Source organism: Shewanella algidipiscicola (assembly GCF_900380485.1).
GTDB classification, from domain to species: domain Bacteria; phylum Pseudomonadota; class Gammaproteobacteria; order Enterobacterales; family Shewanellaceae; genus Shewanella; species Shewanella algidipiscicola.
Genome location: NZ_OXJV01000001.1, coordinates 926,089 through 938,126 on the forward strand (window position 1 = coordinate 926,089; position 12,038 = coordinate 938,126).

Here is a 12,038-nt window from a genome sequence, read left to right on the forward strand (position 1 = left end):
CTATAACACGCCACTTTTTAAGCGCCTACACTAGGTGGAGGAATCAATAACCCTATAGGTTACCTGCTTATGCATAATAATCTATACCTGAGCGGTAACTTGTTGCATTATTCGCGGCCAATAAGCTTTCATCTGTTGATATTTCATCCACATCCGATGCTGAGGTGCCATTTTGATGACCAGAGCCATCGGCTTCACCTTGCTCTCGGCCACCACCGCCTTGCGACACATTACTGTCTGTCAACTGCATTCCTTGTTCGGCCAGCATCTCACGTAAGCGTGGGATCGCCTGTTCGACCAGATCTTTGGTCTGATGTTGCATCACCTGAAACTGCACTTGGGTCTGATCGCCCTGTACTTGAATACGCACCATCATCTGCCCAAGCTCTGGCGGGTCGAGCCGGATCTCTGCGTGTTGCACCCCTTGGCTGACCATAGCGATCAATTGTTGACGCATGACGGGGGAAAACTTTTGAATCATCTCCTGCATCTGCTGGGCAGGCTCACCTTGCGGTCGAATGGAGACTTGATACTGGGCTGGCGCCTCGGCTCGCGCAAAAGGAGTCGATGTCATGGTCGATGATGTGGGCTTTAACTCGTTAACGCCATTGTCGGCGATATCACCCTCTGCGGCCATAGTGACCATTAACTTAGCATTTTTAAGCTCATTGCCAGCACTTGCATTAGCATCCGCTTGAGCTTGCACTTTGGCGGTTATTTGCCCGGCGGCGTCAGGTTTAAGCTCTGGGGAAACGCCAGATTGAGCTCCACCCAAACTCGATTTAGCATCGTCGCCGCCCATCTTAGCCCCAAGACTGTTAGCCCCAAAACTGTTAGCACCGAGACCATGGTTAACCGCCCCCTGCGCGGCTAAAAACGTGTTGGCCTGCTCGACTAAGGCATTAAAAGCAGTACTGTTACCCTGCTGCGCTCCCTCCATTAGCCCCGCCATCATTTGCGGCGGCAATTGCGCTAGCTGTGCCTGACTCAGGCCAGTTTGACTCTCAAGCACCTCTAGTTGGGATTGAGTTAGGCTAGCTAACAGCTCGTCGGTACTCGTCTCACTTGACAGCTTCAGCTCTGAGCCTAATTCTGCATCGGGTGGCAATGGCACGCCGCCGTCGGCAAGTTCCTGGTTTTCCGCTAACTGTGTCGCCCAGTTAATTTGCGCCAACACATTGGCGACGTCATTATCCTCGTCTTGTTGCTCATCCGCTGCCACGACCTGTTGAGTGTCATGCGCTATCTTATCGGCTTCAGAAGGGCCTTGGGTTTTATGACTTGGGTCATTATCGGCTGACGCTTGCGCTAACGCCGTCGAAAAGTCGTTATTTTTCGAGTCGTTAGCACTAGATTTGTTGGGTTGCAAACCTAATTTATCGCCTGCGGTATCCGCTTTAGATAACAGCACGCTATTCATTTGTGGCATAAATCCTCCAACACTGTTACGCGTAACACGCGGCGCTTATGTCACGCTTTTAGTGTCAATTATTCGGTCGTACTGCCGATAAGAAATTAGTATTTTGATAAACAATGCAAATAAAGCGCCAACTGTTAAGTTATTGCCTTGTCTGATGATTATTTTTAATGAAGAGCAATATTGCGGCGACTGAGGCACTTAACGTTGAGGTTTTCTAAAAAATTGCTGAGAGGCAAACTCATCAATCATCTTTTGTTCTTGCTTTAATTCGGCAAGTTGCCGCTTATGCGCCTTGCGCTCAAGTAGCAGCTCCACCGCTTTACGCTTTTGCTGTTTAACTTGCCACGCTTGCTGGCCAATTTGACGCTGTTTATCTGACTCATTGACGGCAAAATGTTGTTTAGTGATCGCCTCATCAATTTGACGGATAAACTGATGAAACTGATGATAATTACTTGCACTTATTACCTGTCCCTGTTGCTGCTCCATCTGTTTCATGTAATCGAGACGGTACTGTTGTAATGCGCTTAGTTGCTGCTGGCATTTTTGCAGCACCATCTGCGCAGAGCGTAGCTGCAGTGACGCTTGCTCTTCGGCGTCGAGCGCCAATTTAAGCACGGTATCGAGTGGATCATGTTTTGCCATCACATCCTCTATATCATCAAACGAGGGCATCTATCGCATACAGGGATAATCGCTACCCCTGACATTGGGCACTCAGTTGGCCTAACATCAAGGCGCAACTGTCAAAGCTGAGCGACTCTTTCATCGTTTGACGTAAAAAAGCGTTCATTGCCGGTTGCAGGCGAATGGCGTTATCGATACGCGGATCGCTGCCCTGGGTATAAGCACCAATCGAGATCAAGTCACGGTTTTGTTGATATAAGGAGTACATCTGTTTAACTCGGCGAGTGGCTTCTAAGTGGGCTTCACTGATCACCATAGGCGCCACACGGCTAATGGATGCCTCGACATCGATAGCAGGGTAATGGCCCGAATCGGCCAAGGCACGTGATAGCACAATATGACCGTCGAGGATCGCTCGCGCCGAATCGGCTATAGGATCTTGTAAATCATCACCTTCGGTGAGCACAGTATAAAACGCGGTGATCGAACCTTGTCCAACACCACCATTACCGGCCCGTTCCACTAACTTAGGTAACTTGGCAAACACCGAGGGCGGATAGCCCTTGGTGGCTGGTGGCTCACCGACGGCCAGTGCAATTTCACGTTGCGCCTGCGCATAACGAGTCAGACTGTCCATTAACAGTAAGACGTTATAGCCCAAATCGCGAAAATACTCGGCGATACGGGTCGATGTTTCACAGGCGCGCAGCCGCATTAACGGTGAGGTATCGGCAGGGGCGGCCACCACCACAGAGCGGGCTCGCCCCTCTTCACCTAAGATCTCTTCGATAAACTCTTTCACCTCACGGCCACGTTCGCCAACTAAGCCCACGACAATGATATCGGCGGTAGTCCCACGGGTCATCATACCCAACAGCACACTTTTACCGACGCCAGAGCCGGCAAACAGCCCCATACGTTGTCCCTTACCGACGGTCAGCATCGCATTGATGGCGCGGACGCCAACATCGAGCGGCTCGGTGATCGCCCGTCGTGCCAATGGATTAATGGGCGCGGCATGACGCGGGGCTTTTTGGTCGGTATGCAGATGGCCTAAGCCATCGAGTGGCGCACCGTTACCATCGAGCACTCGTCCCAGTAAGGACAGGCCCACATTGAGCCCAGCCTGCGCACCCAATGGCGTAACTTTAGCGCCGGGCATCACGCCTCTGAGCTCTTCAACAGGCATTAAATACAGTAGTTTATCGTCAAAACCGACCACCTCGGCAATAAGGTCACCGGCCATGGTCGCAATACTGCACAAACTGCCTACCGATGCACGGCAACCGGTGGCTTCCAGCGTCAAGCCCACCACCCTAACCAGTTGACCACTGGCATCAGGCATAAACGGATTGACGTTATGATTATGCTGTTTAAATTTATTCAGCAGTTGGTGTTGTCGTGTCTGCATCTGCTTGGCCTTGGCTATCACGCGTATCATCATGGGGCGTCGCGGCATCCGCCTCTGAGGAGGATTGTCCTTCGGGTGCTGATACCTGACTCACCGCCTCACCCGCCTGCTTAGCCAACACCTGCTGCTGTTGCAGCTTCTGTTGCTCTAAGTGACTTTCGCTGTGGACTAAGTTTTCAAATACCGCCTTAATGCGGCTTTCAAGCCCCATGTCGACACGGCTTCTATCATTACTGATGATGCACTCGCCGCGGCGCAGTGACGGATCGGACTCTATCTCCCAGCGATTTTTTTGCAGTTGGACACTGCCATATAACTGCTCAACCAAGGTGACGTCTTCAGGGTGCAAACGCACATTGACGCCTTGCTCTTTTAGCGGAAGGGCGTCAATACCTTGGCGAAGGGCGGCCAAGACATGTTCAGGGTTCACCTGCAACTCATGGCCTATTACCGCCTTGGCTAAGGTCATGCTGAGATTTACCAGAGATTGCTCAATTTCGGTATCGAGTAGCGATAAAGGTGCCACTAATTGCTGCATTAAGGCTTCAAATTGCTGAACTTGTTGCTGCGCCTGAGTCAAGCCATGCTGGTAACCTTGCTCTTCGCCTTGGCTGAAGCCTTCTTGATGACCTTGCTCTAACCCGCTGAGGCGGCCTTTTTCTAAGCCCTCTTGATAGCCTTGTTGCTGGCCTTGTTCAAACCCTTCGGTTTCGGCTTCGGCGCGAATAGTTTCGATTTCGGCAAGCGTCGGCGGCAACACCTGCTGTTCGACTTCTACCGCCTCTTTAACCTGAGTTGTGCGACCAAAGAGATTCTCCTTGGGCGTCTTGTCGACCACAGTCACATCGGGCAACTGCCAGTGACTAAAGTCAGCCTTATCTTTAGGTGTTGAACGATCGTCGGCGTTACTCATTATAGGAACTCATCGCCACCGCCACCGCCGAGAATGATCTCGCCAGCATCACTTAAACGACGGGCAATAGACAAAATTTCTTTTTGCGCCATCTCCACTTCACTGATGCGAATAGGCCCCATGGCTTCCAAATCATCGTTAAGAATTTCAGCGGCACGTTTGGACATATTACGTAATATTTTCTCTTTAAGTTGATCATCAGCGCCTTTAAGGGCTTTCATCAACACATCTTGCTGCACTTCACGCAGTAAGGTTTGAATACCAATATCATCAACATCGGAGAGGTTTTCAAACACAAACATCAAGTCTTGGATCTGCTGGGCTAACTCTTCATCGGATTCACGCAGGGTTTCCATCAACTGACTTTCAACTCCGGTATCGAGGTAGTTCATGATGCTGGCTGCGGCTTTGAGCCCGCCCATCTTGGCAGCTTGCGCGCCGCCCTGGCCAGCAAACTGTTTCTCCATGATGTCATTAAGTTCTTGCAGCGCTGCGGGTTGCACTTCTTCTAGGTTAGCAATACGCATCATCAAATCTAAACGAGTATTTTCTGGTGCTTGAGCAAAAATTTCCGCCGCTTGATCCGGCTCAAGATATGATAAGACAATGGTTTGGATTTGCGGGTGTTCATTTTGAATAATGGTGGCAACCTGTCTGGCGTCCATCCATTTTAATGACTCAAGTCCGCGCGCTCCGCCGCCCATGATGATCTGTTCAATCAGGTTGCCGGCTTTGTCTTCACCTAAGGCTGCCGTCAAGGCTTTGCGCACAAACTCCTCACTATTAAAGCCAATAGAAGAGTATTTCTGCACCTCTTCTAAAAACAGTTTGTGTACCCCAATCACTTTACTTTGGCCAAAGTCTTTCATGGCAGCCATCGACATGCCGACTTTTTGCACTTGCTTAGGCTCTAAGTGTTTTAAAATGGAGGCTGCATCAGCTTCACTCAAACTGAGTAATAAAATCGCTGTTTTCTCAATGCCGCTCAGATCATCAACATTGAACTCGGCGGCATTACCTTTGATTGCAATATCTTTATCATTACTCATTTTCTTGTAACCAACCTTTGACTACTTGGGTGGACAGTTCCGGTTCGTTGGCCACTAGGGCGCGGATGGCCTTGATCATATCATCATCTTTATGCAGATCTGGTATCAAAATTGAACCATCATCAGCATAACTGTATTCGGCATCAGGGCGATTTAACATGCCCAAGGTGTCGGCGGCATACTGATCTTCAATTTCTGCAAGCTCTCCCCCTAGCATTGGATCGTCTGGCATCTTATCGGCATCGGGGTAGATAAGCCGTTTTAACATAGGCCGCACGACAAAGAGGATCAAGGCCAGAATGATAAGTCCACCCATTACTAGCTTAACCGCGCGCCAAAACCAAGGTTGCTCCCACATTTCCAGCGCAGGTGCATCTTCAATCAACTGATCCATAAAGGGAACCGTAACCAGTTCAATCATGTCACCACGCTGAGTATTAAAGCCCACGGCACCTTCAAGTAGCCGACGAATATTGGCCAACTCCTGCTCTGTGCGCGCCACACGTTGCACTTGCCCATCGGCGCCAGCAGGACCGGTTTTAAAGTCAATGGCGACCGATACACTGACGCGCCTAACCACGCCAATTTGCTGACGGGTATGACTAATGGTGGTGTCGAGTTCATAGTTGCGGGTGGCTTCTTTGTGACTCGAGCCAGGAACAGTACGCTCTTGTTGGTTATCCAGCGCATTTTCAGGAATGTTCGACTCCATTGGCGGTTGGTTCGTCAGGGCGCCAGGAATGCCGCCCGTAGTCGATCCCACCGATTGATTTTCAACAGTCATTTCACTGCGCATGGCAGGCAAGTCAGGATTAAAGCGTTTCGCGGTCTGCTCAACGGCAGTAAAGTCCATATTCACATCGACCTGAGCGGTAAAGTTTTCTGGGCCGAGAATAGGCATCAATATCGACTCAATCTTATTACGATATTCTGACTCTTTTTGCTGCACTAGCTCTTGCTCTCGCCTAGCTCGCGCCGATACTGCGTCTTGACTGCCCGAATTGAGTAAACGACCATTAGAGTCTGTAACCGTGACGCGTGTGGGCTCAAGGCCGTGTACCGCAGAGGCGACGATATCGACAATCGAGTCGATCTCCTCTTGGCCTAATCCGCCTCGGCGAGTACTGATGACCACGGTTGCGGTTGGGGTTGAACGATTTCGAGCAAAAACATTTTCTTTGGGGATGGCCAAAATCACTTTAGCGCGGCTGACACTCTTAAGCTCTTCGATAGTACGGGCGAGGTTTTGCTCTTGGCTATGTTTTAAGCGCGCTTGTTCCATGCGTTGACTGACGCCGAAGCCACTGTCCTGAGACAGGTAGTCATTTTTTGTCGCCGAGTTGTCAATACCTTCGCGACTGAGCATCATTTTAACTTCTTGGTATTGATCCTCTGGCACTTTTAATACATCGACATCAATTTGGTAGTCAACTTTATTTTTATCTAGCACATCGAGGACTTGTACCATCTCCTCAGTGCTCATTTTGCCCAACGGGCGATATTCAGGCTCTTGCGCCCACAACATGACAAACACAGCCAAGGCTAAACAGATCGCCAGCGCTAAGATCATGGTCACTTGACGTAGCATGTCGACGCCGCCAAAAGCACCACCACCACTGGGTTTGTGCTCTTCTTGGACCCCACCGGCTAACATGTCGTCTGCAGTAGAGTTTGTTCCCACTACCATATCTGTGCTCACTATAGATACCTGCTGTGTGTTTTATTTAAGAAATGCCTGATCAGAAAAGCTGTCCATTATACTGGCATGCTCATGATCTCTTTGTACGCTTCGACAAGTTTGTTACGCACCTGCACTGTGGCTTCAAATGCGACGCTGGCTTTTTCGCGCGCGATAACCGTATCAGATAAAGTCACCCGGGTATCGCCCATATCGAGACGTGTTTGCATCGACGATGAGTGACCCTGTAACGAGTTCACTGTGCCGACCGCTTGTGAGAGGAGTTGACCAAAGTCACTGCCACTGGTGTTAGCGACTTGCTGAGTTATGTTAGGAGTGATCCCGCTAGGCTTAATTTCACCGCTAAGCGATTGCATCTCCTGCAATAATGAATTGGCACCAATCTGCATACTAACCTCTTAGTCGTCGTATTATTGACGAAAAATTTCTGTTAGCAAGGCTAATGCAATATTATTGCCAAAATGGTCAACCGATAGCACTTTAAGCCAGCGAATCGCTTAAATAACCACCTAGAGGTGACAATTAAGTCAAGCTTAGGTCCAGAGTTGACCACGCAAATAAGCTGCGAACCGCGGGCGTTAAATAGCACAAATAAAAACGCAGCATAAGAAGATAACTTCTGCTGCGCTTATCGGACATAACCTATGTTGTGCTTTCTACTTTAAGGTAAGGGGGGGAATTACGCTGGCAGTTGAATGCCTAAATCGCGCATCTTAGCCATCTTATAGCGCAGTGTACGGGCACTGATCCCCAGCTTTTCGGCCACTAACTTACGACTGCCGTTACACTGGGACAGTGTCTCGAGGATGATCACGTGCTCTTGCGCTTTGAGCTCATCGCCGAGGCCATCTAACTCGGCGCTTTTTGACTCGCCAAACTGCGGGGCACTGTCGATACCAATATCTTGATTGTCGATAATAATATCGCCTCCCGTGATGGTATCGCCCGACAGTAAGATCAGGGCTCGCTGTATCACGTTATCCAGCTCGCGTACGTTACCCGGCCAGCGATGGGTCAATAAACGCCGTGATGCCGACTCATCTAATTGTGGCACGTACGCTAATCCGCTCGACTTAGCATGACGCTGCACTAAGTGTTTTGCCAGCGGCAAAATATCCGCGGGGCGTTGATACAATGCAGGCCACGTCAGTGGAAACACGTTAATCCGATAATAGAGATCTTCACGAAACTCGCCTCTGGCAGCAAAAGCTTTTAAATCACGGTTGGAGGTCGCCAAAACCCGCACATCTAGCTTAATGGTTTTACGACCACCTAAACGCTCGACCTCGCGCTCTTGCAATACCCGTAATAGCTTGGCCTGTAAGCCTAAGTCCATTTCAGAGATCTCATCAAGCAACAAGGTGCCACCCTGCGCCTGTTCAAATTTACCCGGACAGGCCTGATAAGCGCCAGTAAATGCCCCCTTTTCATAACCAAACAGGGTCGCCTCAAGCATATTTTCAGGGATCGCCGCACAGTTAATGGCCACAAAAGGGCCTTCGGTGCGGGTACTATGCTGATGAATATAGCGGGCTAATACCTCTTTGCCCGAACCACTTGGTCCCAGGATCATTACCGAAGCATCTGAATGAGCCACCTTTTGCGCCAAGGCCAGTAAAGCTAGGCTTTTGTCATCGGCCACAATCGGCTGATTTTCGATTAATTTAGGTTTTAAATAGCGCGACACCTGGTTTAATAACACCTCTGGCGCGAAGGGCTTAGCTAAATAATCAACCGCCCCCAATTTAATGGCACTCACCGCATTATCTATAGTGGCAAAAGCGGTCATTAATAAAAGAGGCAACTGACTGTAATGCTGCTGTAAATAATTGAGTAAGCCTAAGCCGCCGATGCCGTCCATCTGCACGTCACTGATCACCATGTCAAACTGATGTTCCTTTAACGCCACGATCGCCTCTTCGGCAGAGCCAACATCAATACATGCATACTGGGCTAGCAGTAAGGTATCAACCAAGGCTTCACGCAGTGAAATATCGTCTTCAACTAATAAGATATGAGCTTCAGCCATGGGTCACCTCCACGTCCTGTTCGACCATAGCGGGTAAAGCGAATGAGGCGCGGCACCCTTGGCCGCGTATACAATTGAGCTGCAGTTGGCCATGATGGTTTGCTACCACGGTTTGCACCACGGCCAGACCTAAGCCAGTGCCTTGCGACTTGGTGGTAAAAAACGGTTCTAATACCTGTTGCTGCATGGATTTATCCATCCCTTTACCGTTATCAACCACTTCAAACAGGATCTGCTGCGCATTATCTTGCGCCTTAATCCAAACATGTGTGGCTCCGGCCTCAATGCTGTTAATCACTAAATTATTAATGGCAGAACTCAATGCAGCGCGATTGGCCATAAAGGTCTGTGTTGAGGCCATATCAAGGTGCAAGCGACACTCTTTACGCGCCGCGATCGGCTCACAATTGGCCAGCACAATATCGACCACTTCGGCCATACTCGTTGCATCGGTTAACTCTTGTTGACGCCCTTTAGCCATGAGCAACATATCATCGACCTGCTGCGATAATTCATTGAGCCGGTCGATAAGCTTTGATTGAAAACGCTGGCGTGAATCTGTGGTTAATTTAGGACTGCCAAGATTAGAGGCATACAGCAAAGCGGCCGATAAAGGCGTTCTCACTTGATGCGCTAAGCTTGCCACCATTTTACCTAAGGCAGATAAACGCTGCAGGTGGGATAAATTCTTTTGCAGCAAGCGGGTTTCGGTCAGATCGGTCAGTACAATCAACTGTCCAGGCTCCGGCGTTAAAGGCGTTATCGCCAGCTTAACTCGGCGACCATTTTTCAGAGAGACTTCATGACCATCATCATGCTGCGGCGAAAAGGCACGGTTAATGATCTGCAACCAGCGCATGCCCGCCAGTGGCTGACCAAGTAACTGCACCGCAACCGGATTAGCCTCGGTCACAATACCGTCGCCATTAATGATCACTACACCCGATGGCATCGCTTGGAGAATATGTTCCATGGTGCTAGACATCGCATCGTTAGCGACGCTGTTGGCCATCATAGGTGGCACAGAGTCAAACTCAGTAAAGTGTAATTTGGGCGTAGCGGACATAGTCACTCCGTCAATAAATTGCTGCTAACGGAGTCTCTGCAGGTTTTGTGCCAATAAAAAACTATAATAAACAGTAAAATAGATAAAAAACAGAAAGGGCGCTATCTTAAGCGCCCTTTCTACATAATAAACTTGATTACGTTTAGTCTTTGCTCATGCCATATTTACGCATTTTTTCAACTAAGGTTGTGCGGCGAATACCCAGCATTTCTGCGGCTCTGGCGACCACATTATCTTGCTGTTCTAATGCTTGGCGGATCATATCAATTTCAAGTTCAGCCAAGAGGTCTTTAAGATTGACTCCTTCAGGCGGTAATTCACTGGGGAAGCGGCTCTCAGGCATATCCACCTCCACTTCATCGCTAAAGATTGACGCTAAGGCGTCACGCTCTAACTCCTCTTCGCTGACGTCGACTTGATACTCAGGTACATCGATATGACGGTACTTCAGTGGTAAATCGTTCACATCGACAAGGCCACCAGGATACAGAATGGTTAAACGCTCGACTAGGTTAGACAGTTCCCTCACATTACCAGACCAACCGTGCTCTTTAAGCGATTCTATGGCGCGCTGGGTAAAACGTACCTTACCACGCCCCTCGTTATAGACTCGACTGACTAATTCTTGTAGCAATAGGGGAATATCGTCTTTACGCTCGCACAGGGCGGGCATCTCGACCGGAAAAACATTTAACCGATAGAAGAGATCCTCTCTGAATTCGCCATTGGCAATCATGGTTTCAAGCTCGCGATGGGTAGCGGCAATCACTCGAACATCGGTCTTAAGCGCCTTACTGCCACCGACGCGTTCAAAGACTTTCTCTTGCAATACACGCAGCAGTTTTACCTGCATCTGCAGCGGCATATCACCAATTTCATCGAGAAACAGTGTACCGCCTTCGGCTAATTCAAATCGTCCCTTACGGGCACTAATCGCACCGGTAAAAGAGCCTTTTTCATGGCCAAAGAGTTCACTTTCTAACAATTCAGCAGGAATCGCACCACAGTTAACAGGAATAAAGGGGCCATCACGTCGCTCTGAAATATAATGAATATTTCGCGCTACCACCTCTTTACCTGTACCGGATTGCCCCAGTACGAGTACCGTGGCATCAGAACCCGCCACTTGATTTATCAGATGACGAACTTGAGCAATACCTTCACTTCGCCCAACTAAGCTACGAAATAACTTGGTTTGATTGCCACTGGTTGGTACTTCAGGCCGTTTAGCCTGAACAAAAACTTGGCAAAAATGTAACAACTCAGTGAGCTGCGGGTAGTTAAGGGGTTCTTCGATACATCCAAGAATATTAGATGTGCTAAGGGGGTCGGTTTGGCCTAATACCAATATCGGCTGCCAAGGAACCGCGGCGGCAATCGTCTTTAACAGCTCTTTTGATTGTGCTTCTTGAGCTAGCACCAATGCCCGAAACCGGGTATTGGAAACTCGAACTTCAAGTTCATCAACGCCAAGCTGTTCAACTTGTTCACCAAGAAACTCAAAAACACAAGATAAGCGATTAGTTCGCTCTGACTCATTACCGACAAGTAGAATTCGTTGATCTGTTTGCATCATTTAAGAAGGCCGTAGAAGCGCTCAGTGTTGTTCGCATTAATTATTAGTGTTAATAGCTTAGAAAACGAGATAATGCAGTTACTACTGATTTTAAATAAACTAATTACCATTAAGGAATAGTGTATTATCAGCAACGTATTAGCAAGTATCAGATTCACTTTATGACAAACTCATCTGATTCTAGAACAATTTATCTACGATTCAAGCACAAGACGTCAAAGGTTTGACACTTGACAGAATTATGGCGC

10 protein-coding genes are annotated in these 12,038 nt (G+C 48.9%); all 10 read right to left on the bottom strand.

From position 1 onward, the window contains the following. Positions 1-67: 67 nt before the first annotated feature. The 10 genes from DN599_RS04190 to DN599_RS04235 all read right to left on the bottom strand — a co-directional run bounded on the left by DN599_RS04190 (position 68) and on the right by DN599_RS04235 (position 11,790). Positions 68-1,429 carry a flagellar hook-length control protein FliK gene (locus DN599_RS04190; protein WP_110456366.1) on the bottom strand — a complete coding sequence of 454 codons (1,362 nt, stop codon included), beginning with the start codon at positions 1,427-1,429 and terminating at the stop codon, positions 68-70. A 189-nt stretch (positions 1,430-1,618) separates the two neighbouring features. Further along, a complete protein-coding gene (gene fliJ / locus DN599_RS04195) occupies positions 1,619-2,065 on the bottom strand; it encodes a flagellar export protein FliJ (RefSeq protein ID WP_110456789.1) in 447 nt (148 codons plus the stop codon). 52 nt (positions 2,066-2,117) lie between these two features. Beyond that, on the bottom strand, positions 2,118-3,458 hold the full coding sequence (gene fliI / locus DN599_RS04200) for a flagellar protein export ATPase FliI (protein ID WP_110456367.1): 1,341 nt from the start codon (positions 3,456-3,458) through the stop codon (positions 2,118-2,120). Further along, complete coding sequence (gene fliH, locus DN599_RS04205; RefSeq protein WP_110456368.1) at positions 3,427-4,371, bottom strand: flagellar assembly protein FliH; 945 nt, start codon at positions 4,369-4,371, stop codon at positions 3,427-3,429. Before fliH ends, fliI begins: the two co-directional genes overlap by 32 nt. Then, on the bottom strand, positions 4,371-5,420 hold the full coding sequence (gene fliG / locus DN599_RS04210) for a flagellar motor switch protein FliG (RefSeq protein WP_110456369.1): 1,050 nt from the start codon (positions 5,418-5,420) through the stop codon (positions 4,371-4,373). The genes fliH and fliG overlap by 1 nt, the downstream gene beginning before the upstream one ends. Then, complete coding sequence (gene fliF / locus DN599_RS04215) at positions 5,413-7,107, bottom strand: flagellar basal-body MS-ring/collar protein FliF (RefSeq protein WP_162599163.1); 1,695 nt, start codon at positions 7,105-7,107, stop codon at positions 5,413-5,415. The genes fliG and fliF overlap by 8 nt, the downstream gene beginning before the upstream one ends. A gap of 68 nt (positions 7,108-7,175) precedes the next feature. Continuing rightward, the gene (gene fliE, locus DN599_RS04220; protein ID WP_110456371.1) at positions 7,176-7,508 is read right to left on the bottom strand and encodes a flagellar hook-basal body complex protein FliE; all 333 of its coding nucleotides are present in this window, start codon (positions 7,506-7,508) and stop codon (positions 7,176-7,178) included. Between the two features lie 290 nt (positions 7,509-7,798). Next, a complete protein-coding gene (locus DN599_RS04225) occupies positions 7,799-9,148 on the bottom strand; it encodes a sigma-54-dependent transcriptional regulator (RefSeq protein ID WP_110456372.1) in 1,350 nt (449 codons plus the stop codon). Further along, entirely contained in the window at positions 9,141-10,214 is a 1,074-nt protein-coding gene (locus DN599_RS04230) for a sensor histidine kinase (RefSeq protein WP_110456373.1), read from the bottom strand. Before DN599_RS04230 ends, DN599_RS04225 begins: the two co-directional genes overlap by 8 nt. Positions 10,215-10,356: 142 nt before the next feature. Continuing rightward, entirely contained in the window at positions 10,357-11,790 is a 1,434-nt protein-coding gene (locus tag DN599_RS04235; RefSeq protein ID WP_110456374.1) for a sigma-54 dependent transcriptional regulator, read from the bottom strand. Between the last annotated feature and the right edge of the window lie 248 nt (positions 11,791-12,038).

What these genes read in the sequence shown, in the direction of transcription:
- DN599_RS04190 (WP_110456366.1), bottom strand. Translation starts at nt 1,429, where the DNA reads ATGCCACAAATGAATAGCGTGCTGTTATCTAAAGCGGATACCGCAGGC.
- fliJ (WP_110456789.1), bottom strand. Translation starts at nt 2,065, where the DNA reads ATGGCAAAACATGATCCACTCGATACCGTGCTTAAATTGGCGCTCGAC.
- fliI (WP_110456367.1), bottom strand. Translation starts at nt 3,458, where the DNA reads ATGCAGACACGACAACACCAACTGCTGAATAAATTTAAACAGCATAAT.
- fliH (WP_110456368.1), bottom strand. Translation starts at nt 4,371, where the DNA reads ATGAGTAACGCCGACGATCGTTCAACACCTAAAGATAAGGCTGACTTT.
- fliG (WP_110456369.1), bottom strand. Translation starts at nt 5,420, where the DNA reads ATGAGTAATGATAAAGATATTGCAATCAAAGGTAATGCCGCCGAGTTC.
- fliF (WP_162599163.1), bottom strand. Translation starts at nt 7,107, where the DNA reads ATGGTAGTGGGAACAAACTCTACTGCAGACGACATGTTAGCCGGTGGG.
- fliE (WP_110456371.1), bottom strand. Translation starts at nt 7,508, where the DNA reads ATGCAGATTGGTGCCAATTCATTATTGCAGGAGATGCAATCGCTTAGC.
- DN599_RS04225 (WP_110456372.1), bottom strand. Translation starts at nt 9,148, where the DNA reads ATGGCTGAAGCTCATATCTTATTAGTTGAAGACGATATTTCACTGCGT.
- DN599_RS04230 (WP_110456373.1), bottom strand. Translation starts at nt 10,214, where the DNA reads ATGTCCGCTACGCCCAAATTACACTTTACTGAGTTTGACTCTGTGCCA.
- DN599_RS04235 (WP_110456374.1), bottom strand. Translation starts at nt 11,790, where the DNA reads ATGATGCAAACAGATCAACGAATTCTACTTGTCGGTAATGAGTCAGAG.